The organism is Anabaena subtropica FACHB-260, assembly GCF_014697105.1.
GTDB lineage: Bacteria > Cyanobacteriota > Cyanobacteriia > Cyanobacteriales > Nostocaceae > Trichormus > Trichormus subtropicus.
Genome location: NZ_JACJRF010000023.1, coordinates 65,780 through 87,031 on the forward strand (window position 1 = coordinate 65,780; position 21,252 = coordinate 87,031).

The window sequence follows — 21,252 nt, forward strand, 5'->3', positions numbered from 1 at the left end:
AATCCAAATATTCTTCATTTTCATGGCTGAATTTTGCAATTATTCTTTGCTCCCAACCCTAGCTAGACTAACTGCTTTAGGCTGCGATGTACCTAATGGTTGAGATGAGTGCAAAAGTGTTTTGTATAACTTGAGGTTTTCCGCAGTGATATGTTCCCAACTATAATTTAATTGGATATTTCTTTGGGCATTCTTAGCCATTGTGGCTATTTCTTGGGGGTGGTGAATTGCCCAATCAAGGGAACTAACTAAAGAGTCTGTGTTACCAGCTTCAAATAGGGTTCCCATACCTCCATTAATTAATTGTTGGTGCGGCAGAATGTCACTAGCAACTACTGGTACACCTTCTTGCATTGCCTCTAGCATTGCTAAAGGTAAACCCTCTAAATCAGAGGGTAAAACAAACATTCCAGCACTACGCACAATTTCCCATAAACGGGGTCCTCGGAGTTCACCTGCAAAGATAATATTGGGATTATTAGCGACTTTTTCTAATAATTGGGCGGTATAGGATTGGGTATCACTGACACCTCCAGCCAATACTAGTTTCCATCCAGATGGTTGTAATTTAGAGAAGGCTTCAATTAGTAAGTCGGGACGCTTTTCTGGAACGATTCTGCCTAAAAATATCATGTAACGTCCTGGCTCTAGACCGAGTTTTTTACCATAGGTAAAATTGGGGTCTGATTCACCATAGCCTGCGGGAGCATTAGGGATATAAACTGTCTCCCGTCCATAAGTTTCAGCAAAGTAGGTTTTCAGAGCATCGGAGACAACAACCATTCCGTGTGCAAACCGGACTGCTGCCTTTTCTCCAGTTTGAATCAGGCGAGTAGAGAAATTGCCCCATTTGGCACGTTGCCAATCTAAGCCCTGACAAGTGACTACAATTTTTGCTGAATTGGCAATTTTGGGTAAAAAGGTGAATAGAGAGGGGCCTAAAGCATGGAAATGTACGATATCATATCTTTCTGCTGTCGCAGCGATCGCTCCTAATGCAGAGGTGACAAACGCATCAGCTCCCCTGACATCCATTCCAGGCAAGGAAATAACTCGCACACCTTGAAAGTCATAATTTCCCAGCCAAGGAGTATCAGTATAGGAAGAACGAGCATATAAATCTACACTATGACCTTGTGCCACTATTCGGGGATATACTTCCGCACAGTAATGCTCAATGCCACCCTGTTTAGGGGGAAGACCTTTTGCACCAATCACAGCAATTTTCATAGTCATGATGTTCAATTTTTCAATTTACATTGATGAAGAAACACACTAAATTCATGGCAGTTGGATAAAACTGCCGATTCGTCAGCTAATTACTGAGAATTCTTTTAATGCCCATCGATTTAACATATCGCCATAAACATCCCTGACAACAGTACGAGCAGCGTAAGGTTGTGCTGTGCGTACACAGGCTTCACTGGGATAATTTTGTGAGTTTAACAGTATCCGACGTAAAGCATCGGCTATACAGTCTGGTGTCCTTTGCTCACACACAATACCACTATCGGGATTGAGTAACTTGGGAGTTTCACCGCATTTGGTTGTTACTACTGGTGTGCCACTAGCCAAGGCTTCTAATACAACCAGGGGTAAACCTTCATAAGCACTGCTGAGAACAAAAGCACTACTGAGCCGATGTAGCCTGGCCAGTTCGTTTTGTTTCAATGCTCCCAGCATTGTCACCCGATTAGACAATCCTAACTGTTCAATTTCTTGGCGTACTGGTGTCGCTAATTCTCCATCACCTGCTATCAAGAGGTGAGTATCGGGTTGATTTAAAGTTGCGAAAGCACGTACCAACAACACTGGATCTTTTTGTGGATGCAGTCTACCAGCAAATAGAACAAAACGAGTTTCTTCGGCTAGTCCCATCTGCAAAGCTAGTTCGCGCCGATTAGCTTCCCGTTGTGACTGACTCCAAGAATAGAAAACTTCGTTGTCAAAGGAGTTTTTAATGAATTCTACACGGTCTTGTAATTGGGGATAACGCTGCCGATAAAACTGTGCAGCATCAGTGTTACAAGATAAAACCTGACTAAACTGGCGGATTAATATACTCTCTAGGGCAAAATAAGCAGCCGGGAATCTACGCCACAGTATAGCTTTGCGGTCAGCCACAGTTTGCATCTGTGTGTGAATATCATTGTGGATAAATATCGTCTTTTCTCCCTGCCAGTTCATCGCTGCCAAGCTAGGCTCAAGCCGATGAAAGTGCATAAAATCCGAGGACAGGGAGCGGCCGAACAACGCAGCCGTGTATTTAACTGTAGTGGGAATTAAACCTCTGATGTTGTCGTCTTCTAACTTCAGAATCGGTAAAAAGCTAATTTCTCTACCTGCAAATTCTGCTTCTTGCCATTTACCAAGGGTCTGACTAGAATCGCTGGCTGTTCCTACCAGTCGCACTTCAAATTCACTAGGGGCATACTTAATAAATGTGTTTATTAATGTCTGAATTCCTCCAATAGATGTGTGCCAGGGATTGAACTGGTAAAAAATTGTTAAAACTGGTTTACGCATTACTCACACCCTAGACGATCCTAATCAACGCACGAGTTCACATTAAACTAAACAGGGAAAACACCGTAAAACGGTTGTAAAAAATATAACTGCTTTACTTAGTAACACACAGGTACATCGTAGTATCTCTAGGTTTAAAAGTCACTGAATCATTCCACTCTTTACAAAAATTTTACATTTTAGAGAGTATATACACTTGTAAAGCACTTACGCAACAGACAGTTTCATTAAATTAATTTAAATCAACTTCATCAAAACTTTATCACACTTGTGTATTCACTCGGAAATATGCGTGTTGTCCTTGGTTGTTGCTGGTACATTGGGTTTTCAATTCGAGATGCTGTGAGTATCAATAATTCTCTATTACCTCTTATCCTCACAAGAGTCTTCATCTTTCCTACTCCCCACCTGACAAGTGTAGGTTTTTAATCAAGTAATGAGTGATGACTACTTAATATATATCTTTCACTTTCTCAATAAGGGACTTCCAGATAAAAAAATATCCAACTAGGTTGGGTGCGTCAGTATGAATAATTTATTGGTACCGCTAGGTTTTCTTGCACTGACGCACCCTACTAACTGGAACCCAGACTAATTTAATTTTGAATTTTGACTTTTAAATTGGTATCAGCGCTATTTTCGGCCATAGCTGTTCCCGCCAAATAACCTGTTGTCCAAGCACTTTGAAAGTTAAATCCACCAGTCACGCCGTCAATATCCAAAATCTCTCCAGCAAAGTAAAGGTTAGGCACTAGTTTACTTTCCATCGTCTTAAAGTTAATTTCCTTGAGATTGACACCACCACAGGTAACAAATTCTTCTTTAAAGACTCCCTTACCATTAATTAAGTATTTTCCCAGGGTTAGTTCTTGAACTAGCAAATTTAAGGTTTTATTGGGTAATTCTGCCCAACGATCATCTGTGGTAATACCGACACGAGCGATAATGTATTGCCAAAGACGGTGAGGTAAATCAACACCACGATGTAAAGCGATCGCCCGCTTTCCCCATTCATTTTTGACTGCTAAAATTTTTTGTCGTACCTGTTCTTGGGAAAAATCGGGCAACCAATTCACTAATAAAGTTGCTTGATAATGATGTTCGTGCAACAGTCTTGCACCCCAAGCCGAAAGTTTGAGAACGGCTGGGCCACTCAAACCCCAATGAGTAATTAACAATGGCCCAGTTTGTTCTAGTGCTGATTGATCGCCAACACATAACCGCAACCGCGCCGGGTTTACACTGATACCAGCTAATGCACGTAGCTTGGCCTCAGAAATATTAAAGGTAAACAGTGACGGTACTGGCGATTCAATGTGATGTCCCAATTCTTGGGCTAGTTGATAACCGATGCGACTGCTACCTGTAGCGAGTAAGAGGCGATCGCACTTTATCTTTTCTCCCGATTTGCAGACAATCTCAAACTGATTACCAAGTAACTGTTTAATTGAGACAACAGCAGTTCCTGTTAACAATTCCACCCCTGCTGCTTGAGCCGCATTCATCAAGCAATTGACAATAGTTTCTGAACTATCTGTAATGGGAAACATCCGCCCATCAGCTTCAGTTTTCAACTGCACACCTTGAGCAGCAAACCAAGCTACTGTATCTTGAGCCTGAAAGCGTGCAAAAGCACCTCTCAGCGCTTTACCACCTCTAGGATAATTCTGCACTAACTCATGCGCTTCAAAGCAAGCATGAGTAACATTACAACGCCCACCGCCAGAAATACTAACTTTCGCCAATGTTTGACGACTAGCTTCAATTAACACAACTTCTGCTTGAGGGTTGACTCTAGCACAAGCGATCGCACCAAAGAATCCCGCGGCCCCACCGCCAACAACTACAATTTTTGAAGGTAGCAATTTTCCAACTTTCTCTTCTATATCACCTACTTTCTAGGCTAGCGGTTATTATCACCCATTGGCTGGTTCAAATAAATCTTTCGTCGCACCACAAACCGGACACACCCAATCTTCTGGGATATCTTCAAAAGATGTACCAGCAGCTATGCCACTATCTGGATCACCTACTTCTGGATCATACTCGTAACCGCAAACACTACATACATGAGTTACCATACCCCTCTCCCTGGATCATCGCAGTTCTGACTTTAGTATATATAGTCATTCACCACTGAAAACCCTTTTGCTCTCTGTGTCTTCTCTACATTCCCTGCGGGACGCTACGCGAAAGTGAGTTTGTGGTTAAAACAATTTCACCACAAGCTCACTTAGTAATGTTTACTCAGAATTCAACACTTTCCTACTAGACATAGGCTCTATTAGCCCAAAACTAGAATAATTGGTGACAATTTATACTATTTTAAATTTTTTTAGTCGTTATACTCATTTTTAGGTTCTACCTGGGAAATCTGAAGTGGCTTTGCCACTTCTTTTTATGGAACCACCTTCACTGAAAAAAAAGCAAAAGTCTTTACTTTTTACATTTATTTAATCATTAGTCAACTCATCGCGCCATTTCGTCTGATTTTCCTTAATCTCTGTATCGGACGATGGGCTACGCCCCACTGTAGGCGATCGCGCTAATAGCCAGGACTTCCACGTCAAAGGTTTTTGCAGTTCCACATGATTGATTAATTGCATGATCGATTGATCTACTTTGATAGGAGTCTTGAGATTAAACTGCATAGTTTGCAAAATTTTTCTCTCATCATTAATCAATTCCTGCACCAAAGAATTACTCAGCCACAACATAAAATGATTAAATAACCAACCATGTAAACCTTTGCGCTTCTTGGTGAAAAATATAGTTTGTACTTCTACTCTTTCCCCTTCGATTAGACGCAACGCCAACATAACATAGCAACGTCTTAAGTCTGTCCCTACGGTTAAAGTGAATGTACTACCATACCAATAGCAAATACTATAAATAGGATTTTTGTATAAAGGGCGAAATATTTTTTTGAAAAGCAAATCATGATTCTGCCTTTTATATTTACTAAAAATAATGGCATTTGGATTTAATTCTTGTTTTTCAAAGCCAATATCTAAAGTCTGAACTGCTTGGAAATATTGCGTATCAATAGCGTTCAGCATCATTATATGAGGATGACAATTCATCACAAACCGAGAACCCAGAACACTCTCCCACTCCTGAAACTCTAACTCTGGAACGAAGGGTAGAGATTCTCTTGGTATTTCTCCAGTCCAAATCCAGATTATTCCGTACTTCTCTATCGTCGGCCAAGTTTTTAACTTTAGTGAAAGAGGTTCTTCTAAACATGGAATCTCCACACATATACCATCAGCATTAAATTTCCAGTGATGGAAAGCACAGCGTAATTCATTACCTTCAACGATACCTTCACTAAGATGAGCGCCCATATGTGGACAGTAAGCATCACAAATAACTACTTGTTTATCTTGTCCACGATAAATTGCTAGTTCTCTACCTAAAAGAGTGATTGGTTTAATTTCACCTATCCCTAAATCATTAGATAGTATTACCCAATACCAGCCTTCAATAAAACTTTCTGAATTATTAAAAACTTTAGGTTTATAAGTGGCTTTGATCTGCTGAGAATTGGCATCCATGTGAGGTTTCGCTGACCGTGAGGCATTTTCTCTAGGAATAACATAGACAATTTATAAAAAAAGTGATTTTGGGTACTGGCATAGATAATCAAATTAATGATTAATCGGATTTAGCTGTTGATTGATTTCGGTGTGAGACTATATATAGCAATCTGATTTGATACTTGTTGGTGTAGCCTTGCTGACGCTGAAAAACCTCAGTATCTATAGGGTAGAGATTGTCCACTGTGTGATGATTTTAGTAGCTATACAGACTAAACTCACCTGCATAGATCATTTAATTAAATCCAGGTAGACTTTGTTTTTGTAGTAGCTTATATTCACTTAATTTTTTCTTCTGGCTTCTCTATAGTAAGCAATACAGATTGATTTATTAACTTACATGGCGTAGCAGACAATAGGAACTCTTATCAGGAAAAATAAAGCTCCTTATACAATATTGAGTTTTTTAAAATCAAAGATGATTTCTATCATCAGTCTGGTATTTAAAAGTTATTATTAAAAATAAAAAATGTTGTTTGTAAAATCATCAGGTTAAAATTGAAAAAAAAGGATGCTTTCACAAGCAACAGTCAGTATTTACCGGAATTTGTTATCATAAAACTAGATATTAGCTAATTATCTGCTGATTTTTCAATTATTCTAACTATTGTATTATTCTTCAGGTTCATTATGTCTCAGGGCAACAAAGTTATCTACAATTAGTATGATGACAATATCTATTTATTGTTGCATTGAACGAGAAGCTTGACCAAACTGCAAGGTATAGTACCAGTAATACCTGACAACCAGCTAATACAGTTTTTTCGTAATACTGATGTGATTGATTTAACAGGAATCCCCTATGGAACCAGGGTTAAAATTACTAATTCAACTAGTACTAGAGTTTGCTCCTGTGTTTGTAACTATCATTCACAAGAGGAGTGAAGACAGTCTAACTACAACAAAATATCAACTCCCAAGCTTAATTGAAGGATTCGTTGAAACTGTAAATAATATCAATGGAAATAATAATTCCCATAAAAGCTTTGAACAAGAAAAGCTCCGACAGCAGCAATTAGCAGCTTACCAACGAGAAACACAAGCCCAAATAGCAAACCAACAAAGAGATACAGCGTTAAAGTTACCAGAAGTTAATAAAATACTCGATAGCTGGCCTTTAAGATTGTATCCATCACAAATTTTAGACTCTCATCATAATTATGGGCATAAACCCCTAAAAATTTTCATTGCACCTCCGAAAATTCATTTTGATAAGTTTGACAATAAATTAGAAAATCATTCGGAAATTGAGCTAATGTTGGCTGAAGGTTTACGGGAGTTTATCAATAAAAATTACTCTCTCCACAGTCTCATTAGACCTACAGAATTTTTAGCTGGAGCCTGGGATAGTAAAAGATTTCATAGTGAATCAAGTATTAAAGCTGTGTTTGGAATGCTCAAAACAGAGCCGATATTAATTTTAGAATCAGAAAATGATGGAGATTATTTAAATTTTCGGATTGCCTATTGGGGTTTGACTCAGGGAACATACTATTACAAGACAATTTCCCGCTTACCATATAAAGAAATTATCCAAAATTCAGCTAGAAATAGGGCTTTAGAGTGGAGAAAAATCAGAAATGAATTGCTAGAAATAGGTGCAGATATAGAAGAAATTAATCAGTTGGGTCAAGATAACATTTTTAATTTAGCAATTTTAGAGAAGTTAGAAAAATGGCAAAAACAGGGTATTGATATTACTAAATTATCTTTACAGTATCGAGTCAATCAGCAGGATATTGAACAACTTTGCCAAGTATTAATCACTTGTCATTGTTTAGTTACAGCTTGGGTAGCCGATATTTATCATCTAGTAAATTATGATGTACCACCTCTATTACCAGAGTTACTACCAAGTTTGCTCAAAGATGCTATTGATTTACAATCACTGCAAGCAATTACTACAAGTTACAAGCAAGTTTACCAAGCTCTAGAAAAAGAACGACTTTACTGGATACCAGAATTGTCTGTGCAGTTAGCCCAGAGTTTATCTCATTTACCAGATAGTTCTTGGGCGCAAGCAGAGGTTGACTACTCCATAAACACATGGTTAGAACTGCGTCAAGTTTCATTACAGCAATTCACTAGTCCCTTGGAAGCAATGCAGTCAGCCGTCAAGATAGAAGACGAAGAATATATCCAAAAGCTCAGGGAATATTTCACAGTAATAGGCGATCGCCATAGTCTAGAATCTGTAGAGAAACTTATAGAAGCGATCGCCACACTCAAATACAAACGTAGCCTCGAATACCCAGACCTAACCAAGACAATCATAGGACATTCCGGTAAAGTCAAATCTGTAGCTATTAGCCCCGATGCTGAAGTTTTAGTTAGTGGCTGTACCGATCAAACAGTTAATATCTGGAATTTGCAAACTGGTAAACTCATTCGCACCCTAACAGATAATTTAGGAGAAGTTTCATCCGTAGCCATCAGTCCCGACGGTAATTTTCTCGCCGTTGGTAGCGGTGTACATCCCAGAAGTAACGTCAAAGTCTGGCACTTAAAAACAGGTAAACTACTCCATACCCTCTTAGGACATCAAAAACCTGTAAATGTCGTAGTTATTAGCCCAGATGGGCAGATTCTGGCTAGTGGTAGTAATAAAATTAAAATCTGGAATCTGCAAAAAGGCGATGGCGTTCCGCCCACCGTAGGCGATCGCATTTGCACCCTTTGGCATTCCTCAGCCGTTCACGCCGTAGCAATTAGTCCAGATGGTACAATCCTCGCCAGTGGTAGTTCCGACAATAAAATCAGGCTGTGGAACCCCCGCACAGGCGATCCTTTACGCACACTTAACAGCCATGATGGTGAAGTAAAAGCGATCGCCATCAGTCGAGATGGACAATTTTTATTTAGTGGTAGCGCCGATACCACCATCAAAATTTGGCATTTAATTACAGGTCAAATTCTGCATACTTTAACTGGACACTCAGGCGATATTAAATCCCTCACAACTAGTCCAGATGGACAATTTCTTTTTAGTGGTAGCGCTGATACAACCATCAAAATTTGGCGCATTTCCACAGGCGAACTACTACACACCCTCACCGGACATTCAGCATCAGTCAATTCTGTAGCCATCAGTCCCAATGGTACAATCCTCGCCAGTGGTAGCGCTGATCAAACCATCAAAATTTGGCAGATAGATAAAATGTTACTGTAATTGTGGCTTTTGTGGCTTCATGCAGTTCATCCTGTATTTATGCAACACCAACATTATTGTTATAGTGGGTTAGTAATACAGTTAAGATAAAATCTTAACTGTATTACTATGTCAATAAGTTATGGATTTAATGATTCATCAGATTTATTAGAAAAATTGAGAAGAGATAAGAAAAGACTATATGATGCTGTTGAGCATCAGAATGATATAGAGATTAAAGATACTATATTTGACTTTTGTAACACTGCATATAGTTTAAAAGACTGGTTGAAAAAAGAGCGCCACAGTAGCATAGAACAAGACTTTAATAGAAGTGGTACAGATATTTTAAAAGTGTGTAAGCTTATATGTACTCATAATAAGCATAAGAAATCAGACGAAGCTGAAAGTCATACAGGACTGAAAATTATAAGAATTGATTCAGAAAATATTAGATCCAGCACAACCAACATAAAAGTCTCTAGCCAAATTCCCATTACATCATCAACAATATATATTACTGATGATCAACAAAAAAAATATGAAATTCTCCAATTTACAGAGGAAGTTGTTGTTTTTTTTGAAAGTCTGTTAAGGTAGTGATTCCTGAAAAACTCAGTCGATTTTTAGGGTTGCAGCCATAAAGCGACTCTGGAAAGGGGGTTGGTCATTAAGATAGGTAGCTTGATCGCGTATCTTTTTGCGATTATATTGCCATCTAACTCAACGCAGATGAACGTGGATAAAACTTATGTTATTGCAACATTTTAGTCATGTCACGCCAGTACATAGAGATGCAAAATATGAGTTATTTTTTTAATTATCCAAAGTGGCAGAAGAAGGATATTTCAACAACGCTAAAATTTTCATACAAAAAACCGGGGAACTTTAGTGTTACCCGGTTTATTTATATCAATATCAAAAATTTTGCAGGAGCAAAGTATTGCCCCTATTTATCTTTGATTAAAATTAAACCTTAGCAGCAGACTTGCTGATAGCGTTCAATTCACCTTTAGCATACTTAGCCGCAAAACTTTCCAGAGAAACTTGTTTAATCTTGCTAGCATTACCAGCAGTACCGAATTGTACGTAGCGTTCTGCACAAACCTTCTGCATATATGTAATAGAAGGCTTGAGGAAGTGACGGGGGTCAAATTCCTTGGGATTTTTTGCTAAAGCTTCGCGTACAGCCGCAGTAATAGCCAAGCGGTTGTCGGTGTCGATGTTCACTTTGCGAACACCGCTCTTGATACCTTTTTGGATTTCTTCTACAGGTACACCATAGGTTTCAGGAATAGCACCACCGTACTCGTTAATCAAAGCGATTAAATCTTCAGGTACGGACGAAGAACCGTGCATTACCAAGTGGGTGTTAGGTAGACGGCGGTGAATTTCTTCAATACGGCTGATAGCCAAAATTTCGCCGGTGGGTTTGCGGGTAAACTTGTAAGCACCGTGGCTGGTACCGATAGCTACAGCCAAAGCATCTACTTGGGTTGCTTCTACGAAGTTAACAGCTTCATCGGGGTCAGTTAACAGTTGAGAATGGTCAAGAGTACCTTCAAAACCGTGTCCGTCTTCAGCTTCACCCGCACCGGTTTCCAGAGAACCCAAACAACCGAGTTCACCTTCTACACTTACGCCCAAAGCATGAGCTACATTTACAACTTCGCGGGTAACATTGACGTTGTACTCGAAGCTAGCAGGGGTTTTAGCGTCAGCTTCCAAAGAACCGTCCATCATGACGCTGGTGAAATTGTTCTTGATTGCTGAGTAGCAGGTAGAAGGAGCATTACCATGATCCTGGTGCATGACGATGGGAATCTCAGGATAGGTTTCTACCGCAGCCAAGATCAGGTGGCGGAGGAAGTTTTCACCTGCATAATTACGAGCGCCACGAGAAGCTTGCAAAATTACGGGGCTATCTGTCTCGGCAGCAGCCTTCAGGATTGCCTGAATCTGCTCCAAATTGTTAACGTTGAAAGCTGGGATGCCGTAACCGTTTTCAGCCGCGTGATCCAACAACAGCCGCAATGGTACAAGCGCCATAAATAGTCCTCCTAATGTGGTTGTCAGCTAGTCGGTATGAGAGCAGCGTAGTGATTACGCTAAATCTTAAGAGTTTTTTCAACTTATAGGAAATTATAACTAGTGTGGGGTGCTTATGTTGAAAAAGTTTACGCCATTACTTATCAAGATGCCCTATGCTGAAACTAAACTACAGTCAAGTATGCTACGTCACAGTTAAAGGTTTTGGTAGTTTCTGATTCTAGATGCTAATCTGAAGACGCTAATTTCTGAATAAATGCTGCGTGTTCAGGAGATTGCAAGCCTGTTTGTAAAACACTTAACACTACCTTTTACCATAGCGATCGCATTCAGATCCAGCCTACGCCTATCCTACCGAATTGTGAAAATTTATTGGCAAACAAAAAGCGATCGCCAAACCCAATATTACCCAGGGTGGCGATCGTTGACAACTGGCAGTTATGCCATAGCAATCTTAATATTCAGTCTTCTAGGAACGTACAATACGATATCGGAGTGTGTAATCCCAAAAAGACCGAAATTTAGTTAATTTCTCTGAAGGTGCGATCGCCTCCATAAATTCCCTAATAACCATAAATTTCACATCTACTTTCATCTCAAAAGTATCAGTGAATTAGCATCATGTTAATCTTAAATATGGGTCGCCCGGGATTCGAACCCGGAACTAATCGGTTAAAAGCCGAGTACTCTACCGTTGAGTTAGCGACCCTTGCGTCTTGTTTCGCAACTTTGCCATCATAGCACAAACATACCTGTAGTTGTAAAGAGATTTTAGAAAAAATCTGCCGACAATTTTACAGATGCGTTGCAACTAGCCCCTGGCTCAAGTACAGTCAGTCTTTCACCAGTATTCAGAGAGTTACGACCAGCGCTCCAAGGTTCTAGACAATAAAAATCTTTGCCTTTGAGCGTCCAAAATACCAACATCGAAAAAATCTCATCAGAATCTAAGGTTAGTTTCAGCTTGCGGCTATGGTCAATAACGCTGGCAGACTGACTGGTAATTTTGCCAAAAGCAAAGTCAATCTCATCACGATTAAAGTCAAAATTGCCATTAAAGGGATGAAGTTCCTTTGTTCTCTGGTCTTGATACTGTTGAGAAGGAATGGCAAACTCCAATTGATTTTTATCCCCAACCAAAAAGTAAGGATGAAAACCAAAAGAAAAGGGCATTGCCGTAGATGACAGATTCTTGTATTGCTGGTGAATTTCTAAAGTATTTCCTTGCAATTCGTAAGTAAAAACTACTTGAAAATCAAAAGGATAAACCGCCTTTGTTTGCTCGTTGCTGTTAAGAACTACAGTCAGAGCAGCCTTATCTTTAGTCACTTGATCAGCTACTTCCCAAGGTAAATCACGGGCGAAACCATGTTGCTTGAGCGTGTACTGCTGACCATTGAGGGTGTAAGTATTATCCGGTAAGTTACCACAGATGGGAAATAAAATTGGGTTTCCGCCCCTGACACTTAAATCAGGATTGGTAAACCGTTCAGTGTCTAAGTAGAAAATTTCCTCACCCTTGACGCGCCAACGAGTAATAATTCCGCCACGTTCTGGGACAACTTCTATTTGAGAACCAGTGGTTTCATCAGAAAGGATATAGGTTTTGTACTGTTGCTGTTGAATGGCAATACTAAACACAAGATTAGTCCTGTAGTGAGAGAGTGTTGAGCGCTGAGTGCTGAATAATTTTTCTGTTTACTCATAACTCAGCACTCACAACTTAGTACTTTTTATTCGTCTTCCGCAAATACAAAACGATACAATTCGCTGGGGTCTGGTTCAGGGCTACTTTCCGCGAATTTCACCGCATCCTCGATCACATCCGTAATTTTACGCTCAATGGCTTTGAGTTCTGCCTCATCTGCCAAATTCTGTTCTATAAGATAAGCACCAAGCTTTTTAATTGGGTCACGAGAAAACCAAAATTCTTTCTCGGCTTTGCTTCGCATTTCGTCTGGGTCTGCTAAGGAGTGACCACGAAAACGGTAGGTCAGGGCTTCTATCAAAGTAGGGCCTTCACCAGCACGCGCACGGGCTACCGCTTCTTGAGCGACTGCACGCACCGCCAGCACGTCCATGCCGTCTACTTCTACGCCAACCATGTTAAAGACGCTGGCTTTTTTGTAAATCTCTGGGTCGGAAGTTGCTCGTTCGTGGGACATACCAATTGCCCACTTATTATTTTCTACTACGAAAATAATCGGCAATTTCCAAAGAGCAGCCATATTGAGAGTTTCAAAAAACTGCCCGTTATTAGCCGCACCATCACCAAAGAAACAAGCCGTTACTTGGTCCGCGTTGGGGTCTTTCAAAACTTCGCGGCGGTATTTACTTTGAAAAGCTGCACCAGCTGCTACAGGAATTCCTTCAGCCACGAAAGCGTAGCCGCCTAACAAACCATGTTCGGCGGAAAACATATGCATAGAACCACCGCGCCCCTTGCTGCAACCTGTGGCTTTGCCAAATAACTCCGCCATGACTTCTCTAGCAGGGACTCCAGCACTCAACGCATGAACGTGGTCGCGGTAGGTACTGCTAACAAAATCTTCCCCTGGTCGCATTGCTTGAATTACGCCAGTCGAAACCGCCTCTTGTCCATTGTACAAGTGGACAAAACCGAACATTTTGCCCCTGTAGTACATTTCCGCGCATTTATCTTCAAAAAAACGCCCCAAAGTCATGTCTTCATACAGAAGCAGTCCTTCTTCTTTGGTAATTTTGGCGTTGGCAGTATTAAATTTAGGTATTGTGCGTTCTTGAACCATTATTTTTTAGTATTCCTGTCTAAAATCGAAATTTACCATTTTAAATAGGTTGTTCTCTGAGCAATTTTGCTTTTTCCCTGTCGGGTTTACTAGAGTCAACAACCAATATTTCGTCACTAAGAAGAGCTATAGGGAATATTAGGCAATAAATGATTGAATTTTGTCTTCTTCAAGTATTTATCTTTTAATATTTCACCCTAAATACAATATTCCTTTTCTTAGTTTTCCTTATCTTCATTTCAGTTCATAGGCTATCACTCAGAATAGCTTGGTTTCTGCATACCTATGAACAATTTAGAGAAAATAGGCATGAAAAATTCTGAGTATATTTTTATATATATAGTTGTCATAATAATATAGTTATGATAATATCTTGTTCTTTATGTTATCAGCATCTACCCTGAGCAGTGGTGCATTATTAGCTGCATCGTCAAAAAAATTTCTGACGCAGTATTAATTGTACTTATCTGTAAGCACAACATTTGTACTCATAACAATGATCGTTATGTTGGTTTTGCTGTGAGCAAATATTTATCACAGTTCTTGCCCGCACAAATACTAAGAATTAAGACAAAGTCTCAATTATTTCTAGGCGAAAGCGAAATATCAGGATTAAAATATGACACACATTTTTAGGAAGATACAAAAGTAATTGTTGCAATATACACTTATAGTGTAAGTTCATCACGGTATTATTCACCGTATGATTATGGCACGGTTTTACAAGCCTGGAATGGTCTAGGTGAATTATGTTGATCACGGTGCAGGGGAAGTAGGCTGTGCGAATTCCGCTAGATTACTACCGAATTTTAGGGCTACCGTTAGCGGCAAGTGATGAACAATTGCGACAAGCATACAGCGATCGCATTGTCCAATTGCCGCGACGGGAGTATTCTCAACCAGCAATTGCTTCCCGTAAACAACTCATAGAAGAAGCTTACGTGGTTTTATCAGATCCAAAGGAACGCAGCAGTTACGACCAGCTATATCTGGCTCACGCCTACGACCCAGACAACACCGCTACGACCAAAGTAGCGGTAGAAAATCGTGCAGAAACCAACAATGGTCATTTCGATGTCCAAAGTCTCAGCATCGAAATTTCTTCTGAGGAATTAATTGGTGCCTTATTAATTCTGCAAGAGTTAGGGGAATATGAACTCGTACTCAAGCTAGGTCGTACTTACTTAGGTAATCAAAACGGCACAGTATCTAGAAGAAATGGGAATTATCGCTCGTCTGAAGAATTTTTAGAAAGTTCTGAGCGCCCAGATATTATCCTGACTGTTGCCCTTGCCTGTTTAGAATTAGGCCGTGAACAATGGCAGCAAGGTCACTACGAAAATGCTGCACTGTCTTTAGAAGCTGGACAAGAAATGCTTTTTAATGAAGGCATATTCCCCAGCGTCCAGGCAGAAATTCAGGCTGATCTTTACAAATTGCGCCCTTATCGGATTTTAGAATTACTAGCCCTACCGCAAGAACAAACTATTGAACGCCGTCAAGGGCTGGATTTATTACAAAGCATCTTGGACGATCGCGGTGGTATTGATGGTACAGGTAATGATGAATCTGGTCTTAATATCGATGACTTTCTGCGATTCATCCAACAACTACGCCACCACTTAACAGTAGCCGAACAACACAAGTTGTTTGATGCCGAAAGTAAACGTCCCTCGGCTGTTGCTATTTACTTAGCCGTCTACGCCTCTATCGCCAGAGGATTTACCCAACGCCAGCCAGCTTTAATTCGTCACGCCAAGCAAATGCTGATGCGTTTGTCCAAACGGCAAGATGTGCATTTAGAACAATCCCTCTGTGCGCTATTACTGGGGCAAACAGAAGAAGCCACCCGCGTTTTAGAATTGAGTCAAGAATACGAAGCCTTGGCTTTAATTCGAGAAAAATCTCAAGATTCTCCAGATTTACTGCCGGGTTTGTGCTTGTATGCCGAACAATGGTTACAAAATGAAGTCTTTCCCCATTTCCGCGATTTGTCCAGACAGCAAGCTTCGCTGAAAGATTACTTTGCTAACCAACAAGTACAAGCATATTTAGAAGCCCTACCAAACGATGCAGAGGCTACTAATGAATGGGCTGTAATTAACCGCCAATCTTTTTCCCAGCCTAAAGTCGGTTCTCACCATACGGGAATACCTAAGGCAAACAGATCGGGAGACACACCCACGCGACCGACTCCTCAACCCAGTCATCCATCTGGGATAAATCGACAGTTTTATCAAAATAGAACACCTGATCCAGAATTACCAGGAACGTCAAACCACAGAAGACCAGAACCTTCAAATTTTGCGACAACTAGAGAGAATATATCCCCCCCATCTGCATATACTGGCTCTTATTCACCAGAAATACCTGTCGAACAAGCCAGTAGATCAACTCAGCAGAGGGTAAGTGGTTCGAGTCAATCTACACCACCACGACCAATTTCTAAACGCAGAAAACGTAAGAAGTCATCAGAGGTTGTCAACCGAGGACACAGCATCCATCAACAACGTCCACCTTCAGCCAGAACTCTAGGTAGGAAAACAAGATTATTTTGGATAGTGTTGGGTTCTTTGGGAGGGTTATTGGTTTTCTGGCTGATAGTTTCCACAACTTTTGGCTTGATAAGGAATGTATTTTTTCCAGCACCTTCTTTACAAGGTGAGCAATTATCTATTCAACTCAATCAACCACCCTTAGAGATTCCCGACAGAAACACTAAAATAGAAACTCTAGAAGGGCCACTAACAGAAGAAACTGCACAACAAATAGTTGAGAAGTGGCTGGCTACCAAAGCCACTGCTTTGGGGGCTGAACATCAAATTGAAAGTTTAAATGAAATTTTAACTGGTTCCGCTTTATCTCAATGGCGGCTAATTGCCTTACAAGATAGAGCAGACAACCGCCATCGAGAATATGGTCATACCGTCAAGGTAGACTCTATCAGTAAATCAGAGACAGATCCCAATCGGGCCAGTGTGGGAGCTACAGTTAGAGAATTAACCCAATTTTATGAAAATGGTCAAAAACGGAAGTCTTCTGATGAAAGGTTACGTGTCCGCTATGAATTGATTCGACAAAATGATATGTGGCTGATTCAGAGGATGTCGGCGGCCATCAATTAAGTATGAATTTTTATATCTAAAATCAACTAAACTCAAATTGTCTGTCTCTTGTGACAATTCATAATTCGTAGAAGTTGTATCTACGGTGACGACTCACGGAGTTTTGTGCTTGAGATGAGTGACTTAGTTTAATTTCCTATGATGATTCATGACGGAAACTCTGGTTCAGGCTTATACACCCCTAATTCTATGGATAGGTTTGGGGTTATTACTAGTTAGAATAGTACCTCAGTGGTTACCGCACTTTTTAGGTCGTGGTCTTTACTGGGTGGGAATACCTTTGGAACTGGTGGCACTTGCTCGCAAAGGCAACCAGAATGAATTTGGTGGTACTGGAGATATTCCCATACTAGCATCATTAATCACTTTTGGGGCATTGATGCTAGGTTTAGTGGTGGCGTTGCTGGTGTGGTGGGGATGGCAACAAATATCACCTCACTTGTTCAAACCGGACTTGAGTGAGTCTGTTTCTAGTCCTTTGCTGGATTCTTCTACCAAAGGTAGCTTTTTGCTAGCGGCTGTTTTGGGAAATACTGGTTTTGTCGGTTTGGCGATCGCACCCTCTTTAATTCACGTTGATACTCTCAATTGGGTTGTTCTCTTCAGCATTACCCACAATGTAATTGGTCCCTATGGCATAGGGGTCTTAATTGCCAGCTACTTCAGCCATACTAAATCTACTAATCGCTGGTGGATGCAACTCTGGGATCTCCTCACAGTACCCCCTCTGTGGGCTTTTCTCATTGGTACTCTCACCCAACAGGTAAAACTACCGGATGTTCTGGAATCAGGTTTACAGGGTTCTGTAGATGTTGTGATTGCTTGCGCCTTTTTGTTGACTGGTATTCGCTTGGCTCAACTACAAAGATGGCAGAGTTTGCGACTGGCTTTGATCCCCACCGTGTTGAGGGTTGTCATTACTCCTTTACTTGTGGGCTTGCTGACAACTGCGTTTCTGGGCTTGTCAGGCGATCGCCGCCTAGCAATGGTGTTAATGTCGGGAATGCCCTCAGCCTTTGCTGGCCTGATTCTGGCAGAGGAATACAACCTGAATCGTGATTTAATTGCCAGCAGTATCATTCTCTCAACGCTCTTATTACTGCTGATCCTGCCCTTGTGGATTCAGGTTTTTGGTTGAGATTAATCTATTGTTATGAAATCATGATATAAACCCAGGGATCACAAAATACATTGTCAAGGATTCGTGACAATGTGATCCCCTCAGGGCTAATAAGTTCGTAAATTAGGTAAAAAAGCCTGTTGACACCCCTTGATCCCGACCAAGGGTTAGTAGTTAATATTTAGTTAACAAACTTAATAAATGATTGGCGATTTAAGATTTGAGATTTTAGATGAAAAATTCTTCCGGTACTCTTACGGGGAAGCAAGCCATATAACCCATTCCTTGTAAGCTGAACAAATTCAAAATTTTCCATTTAAAATTTTCCAGCCCCATACCCTTGTGGTTGAGTTAAATCCAAAATCGGCAATTCAAAATTCAAAATTGATTGACTCCTCCAATCCCAAAATGCCGATTTTGGCATGAATAAGGAGTTGAAAGGGAGTATCCCCTCTTTTAACAAAAGACTAAAAACACACTTAGTAAAACCAGGAGTCAGGAATAAGAAATTCATCTGGGAAGGATGATCTTTTATCAAGCATTTTCTAACCAGGGGAAATCATTTACCTTTCAAACTACTGGAGGCCAAATTCATGGCAAAAGAACGCCCACCACTAGAAGAGATGACATTACGGCAACTACGGAAAGTTGCCAGCGAGTTTAGCATCTCTCGCTATAGCCGAATGCGTAAATCACAATTGCTGGCAGCAATTCAAGAAGTCCAGCGAAACAAAACTTTGCTTAACCCAACTCGTTCACTGGAGGCACAGGAAACCGTGGAAGCCGCGAAATTTGAACTAGGACAAGAAGATCGTACTGGTGGCTCTCTGGCTGATGTTGATGAAGGACTAGCCGACTTACCTGGTGGTTACGGTGACAGCCGGATTGTCCTTTTACCACGCGATCCTCAGTGGGCTTACGCTTACTGGGACATTCCTAACGACCACAAAGAAGAGTTGCGTCGCCAAGGGGGACAACAACTAGCGCTGCGGATTTACGATGTTACCGACGTTAACCTTGATTACCAAAGTCCTCACAGCATCCAAGAATATCCTGCGGATGAACTAGCCAGAGAATGGTACATACCAATTCCAGTGAGCGATCGCGATTATGTACTCGATATCGGTTATCGTGCAGTAGATGGTCGTTGGTTAGTCTTAGCTCGTTCCGCTCGTGTCCATATTCCTCCTGTCTATCCTTCTGACTGGATTGAAGATGTCTTCATCAGCGTCAACTTTGAAGAAGACTTACGCGGTAAGACACTTTACGAACTTGTTCCCCCAGCTAAGAAAATGCCTACTGTGGCTGCTGGTGCTAATGGTAGTAACCCCATCTACAACCATATCTTTGGCTTGGCCGAGTCAGCCGAAGCCCAACGGGTTGCAGGTTCTCTGTTCGGTTCCCAACAGCACGTCCCTGGTTCCGTGCGTCCCGAACAAGCTATCAGTTCCTATATCTTCCCCTCTGGTGTAGGTATGTGGGCAGTTCCCACCACCTCCGGCTTAAATATGTCCGGTGTGGGAATGTCTGGTGTCGGCTTCTCCGCTTCCGCAGTCCCAATGCGTCCCCGCCAGTTCTGGTTGATTGCTGATGCTGAGTTGATTGTTTACGGTGCAACCGAACCCGACGCTACTGTCACAATTGGCGGCCGTCCCATCAAACTCAATCCAGATGGTACATTCCGCTTCCAGATGTCCTTCCAAGATGGCTTAATCGACTATCCTATCTTGGCTGTTGCGGCTGATGGTGAGCAAACACGCTCAATTCACATGAAGTTTAACCGTGAAACCCCATCTCGTAACACCAACACCAAAGAAGAAGCTGTTGTGGAATGGCTTTCATAATTGAAATTTTGTTTCATACCAATTTCCCAAAAAAGCAGCAAAGATAAAATCTGAATTTCTCAATACCCGCTATAGTCATGCTGTAGTGGGTTTTTATTTTGTATGTATCTTAAAAAATTAATTACTTTATCTATATTTATCATTACTGTCAGCTTATTGTCAGGTTGTAGAAAAATTGATGCTAGCGCAGCACCAAAAGCTGCGAAAACTTGTCCTGGAGAAGATGCTCAATTTAGTATGGAATTTTTCAAGGCTAATAATCGAGGTGAAAGGTTTGCTAAAGGTATTAATCATGTCATTATTTTTAATCCCAGGTCAGCAGCATTAGATTTTAAAGTCAATGTTGGTTTATCTCATCAGCTATATACGAAAGATGCTAGGGGCAAAATTCGCCGAGAATACATACCGAAACAATTTAATGAGTTGATTTCTGATGGTAACTCTACATTAAATGGACAACGACCAATAGCAGCAATTAACGCAGACTATATAGATACTGATAATAAACCCCAAGGTTTAAATATTTCTCGTGGAGTAGAGTATTCAGGAGATTTTAAAAATAAGCGTTCTTCTTTTGGGATTTCCGGTGATAAACCCCAGGAACGTAGAGCGACAATTCAAGCTGGTAGAAGAGATACTAATATACTTAATTACAACTTGGTAGGCGGTAATGGTAGATTTTATCGTCAAGGTAAATTTAAAGATATCTGCCAAGATTTAGGTGATTTTGCCTGTAAGCAAGCCACAAATCGCTCAATGGCAGCTATTACGAATAACGGTTATGTCATTTTGTTAGTAAATGATGTAAAAGCTAACTCCACTATTGAGGTAAATTCTACTAATCAAGAGTTAACACCTGATAAATTCGATGATGTCTTAGAAGGGATTGCTCGAAATAATTGTTTAGGACAGATTCAAGAGGGAATTTTGTTTGATGGTGGGATGTCACCAGGATTGTATTACAACCAGAAGTGTTGAATGTTAAGAAAAAGCCAATAAAAATAGCCCAAAATATGTTAGATTTTGGGCGAAGGATTAAAATATTTTAGTTTAACAGTGATTATAAATTCATT

General features: G+C 40.6%; 15 protein-coding genes and 1 tRNA gene. 6 read left to right on the top strand and 10 right to left on the bottom strand.

The genetic code is table 11. The annotated features are described in order from the left end of the window. Positions 1–39: 39 nt before the first annotated feature. The 5 genes from H6G18_RS14475 to H6G18_RS14495 form a co-directional block, all read right to left on the bottom strand. Positions 40–1,230: a glycosyltransferase family 4 protein gene (locus H6G18_RS14475; protein WP_190407818.1), complete on the bottom strand. Its 1,191-nt coding sequence runs from the start codon at positions 1,228–1,230 to the stop codon at positions 40–42. An 81-nt stretch (positions 1,231–1,311) separates the two neighbouring features. Further along, on the bottom strand, positions 1,312–2,526 hold the full coding sequence (locus H6G18_RS14480) for a glycosyltransferase (protein WP_190407804.1): 1,215 nt from the start codon (positions 2,524–2,526) through the stop codon (positions 1,312–1,314). Positions 2,527–3,122: 596 nt separating this feature from the next. Beyond that, positions 3,123–4,391 (bottom strand): BaiN/RdsA family NAD(P)/FAD-dependent oxidoreductase, encoded by a 1,269-nt coding sequence (locus tag H6G18_RS14485; RefSeq protein ID WP_190407805.1) that lies wholly within the window; start codon positions 4,389–4,391, stop codon positions 3,123–3,125. A gap of 51 nt (positions 4,392–4,442) precedes the next feature. After that, positions 4,443–4,607, bottom strand: a complete 165-nt coding sequence (gene rd, locus H6G18_RS14490) for a rubredoxin (protein ID WP_190407806.1) — start codon at positions 4,605–4,607, stop codon at positions 4,443–4,445. A 372-nt stretch (positions 4,608–4,979) separates the two neighbouring features. Continuing rightward, positions 4,980–6,083, bottom strand: coding sequence for an aromatic ring-hydroxylating dioxygenase subunit alpha (locus H6G18_RS14495; RefSeq protein WP_190407807.1), 1,104 nt, complete (start codon positions 6,081–6,083; stop codon positions 4,980–4,982). Between the two features lie 844 nt (positions 6,084–6,927). Between H6G18_RS14495 and H6G18_RS14500 the strand changes: the two genes are divergently transcribed. Together H6G18_RS14500 and H6G18_RS14505 are read left to right on the top strand one after the other, a co-directional pair. Then, positions 6,928–9,294, top strand: coding sequence for a WD40 repeat domain-containing protein (locus H6G18_RS14500; RefSeq protein WP_190407808.1), 2,367 nt, complete (start codon positions 6,928–6,930; stop codon positions 9,292–9,294). Between the two features lie 108 nt (positions 9,295–9,402). After that, positions 9,403–9,873, top strand: a complete 471-nt coding sequence (locus H6G18_RS14505; RefSeq protein ID WP_190407809.1) for a hypothetical protein — start codon at positions 9,403–9,405, stop codon at positions 9,871–9,873. Between the two features lie 369 nt (positions 9,874–10,242). On the opposite strand, the gene fba is transcribed toward H6G18_RS14505, so the two are convergent. From fba to pdhA, 5 genes are all read right to left on the bottom strand, one after another. Beyond that, entirely contained in the window at positions 10,243–11,322 is a 1,080-nt protein-coding gene (fba, locus tag H6G18_RS14510; protein WP_190407810.1) for a class II fructose-bisphosphate aldolase, read from the bottom strand. A 329-nt stretch (positions 11,323–11,651) separates the two neighbouring features. After that, positions 11,652–11,774 carry a hypothetical protein gene (locus tag H6G18_RS25040; RefSeq protein ID WP_277875595.1) on the bottom strand — a complete coding sequence of 41 codons (123 nt, stop codon included), beginning with the start codon at positions 11,772–11,774 and terminating at the stop codon, positions 11,652–11,654. A 185-nt stretch (positions 11,775–11,959) separates the two neighbouring features. Further along, a tRNA-Lys gene (locus H6G18_RS14515) sits at positions 11,960–12,031 on the bottom strand. Positions 12,032–12,093: 62 nt separating this feature from the next. Beyond that, a complete protein-coding gene (locus tag H6G18_RS14520) occupies positions 12,094–12,963 on the bottom strand; it encodes an aldose epimerase family protein (protein WP_190407811.1) in 870 nt (289 codons plus the stop codon). Between the two features lie 92 nt (positions 12,964–13,055). Continuing rightward, entirely contained in the window at positions 13,056–14,090 is a 1,035-nt protein-coding gene (pdhA, locus tag H6G18_RS14525; protein ID WP_190407812.1) for a pyruvate dehydrogenase (acetyl-transferring) E1 component subunit alpha, read from the bottom strand. Between the two features lie 779 nt (positions 14,091–14,869). Between pdhA and H6G18_RS14530 the strand changes: the two genes are divergently transcribed. The 4 genes from H6G18_RS14530 (at position 14,870) to H6G18_RS14545 (ending at position 21,157) form a co-directional block, all read left to right on the top strand. Further along, positions 14,870–17,215, top strand: coding sequence for an IMS domain-containing protein (locus H6G18_RS14530; protein WP_190407813.1), 2,346 nt, complete (start codon positions 14,870–14,872; stop codon positions 17,213–17,215). 148 nt (positions 17,216–17,363) lie between these two features. Next, entirely contained in the window at positions 17,364–18,353 is a 990-nt protein-coding gene (locus tag H6G18_RS14535) for an AEC family transporter (protein WP_190407814.1), read from the top strand. A gap of 575 nt (positions 18,354–18,928) precedes the next feature. Then, positions 18,929–20,179, top strand: coding sequence for a DUF4912 domain-containing protein (locus H6G18_RS14540; protein WP_190407815.1), 1,251 nt, complete (start codon positions 18,929–18,931; stop codon positions 20,177–20,179). A 102-nt stretch (positions 20,180–20,281) separates the two neighbouring features. Next, a complete protein-coding gene (locus tag H6G18_RS14545; RefSeq protein ID WP_190407816.1) occupies positions 20,282–21,157 on the top strand; it encodes a phosphodiester glycosidase family protein in 876 nt (291 codons plus the stop codon). The last annotated feature ends 95 nt before the right edge of the window (positions 21,158–21,252 follow it).

Bases quoted from the DNA above. Each gene is read 5' to 3' on its own strand.
- H6G18_RS14500 (WP_190407808.1), top strand. From the start codon at position 6,928: ATGGAACCAGGGTTAAAATTACTAATTCAACTAGTACTAGAGTTTGCT.
- H6G18_RS14505 (WP_190407809.1), top strand. From the start codon at position 9,403: ATGTCAATAAGTTATGGATTTAATGATTCATCAGATTTATTAGAAAAA.
- H6G18_RS14535 (WP_190407814.1), top strand. From the start codon at position 17,364: ATGACGGAAACTCTGGTTCAGGCTTATACACCCCTAATTCTATGGATA.
- H6G18_RS14495 (WP_190407807.1), bottom strand. From the start codon at position 6,083: ATGGATGCCAATTCTCAGCAGATCAAAGCCACTTATAAACCTAAAGTT.
- rd (WP_190407806.1), bottom strand. From the start codon at position 4,607: ATGGTAACTCATGTATGTAGTGTTTGCGGTTACGAGTATGATCCAGAA.
- H6G18_RS14545 (WP_190407816.1), top strand. From the start codon at position 20,282: ATGTATCTTAAAAAATTAATTACTTTATCTATATTTATCATTACTGTC.
- pdhA (WP_190407812.1), bottom strand. From the start codon at position 14,090: ATGGTTCAAGAACGCACAATACCTAAATTTAATACTGCCAACGCCAAA.
- H6G18_RS14475 (WP_190407818.1), bottom strand. From the start codon at position 1,230: ATGAAAATTGCTGTGATTGGTGCAAAAGGTCTTCCCCCTAAACAGGGT.
- H6G18_RS14480 (WP_190407804.1), bottom strand. From the start codon at position 2,526: ATGCGTAAACCAGTTTTAACAATTTTTTACCAGTTCAATCCCTGGCAC.
- H6G18_RS14540 (WP_190407815.1), top strand. From the start codon at position 18,929: ATGGCAAAAGAACGCCCACCACTAGAAGAGATGACATTACGGCAACTA.
- fba (WP_190407810.1), bottom strand. From the start codon at position 11,322: ATGGCGCTTGTACCATTGCGGCTGTTGTTGGATCACGCGGCTGAAAAC.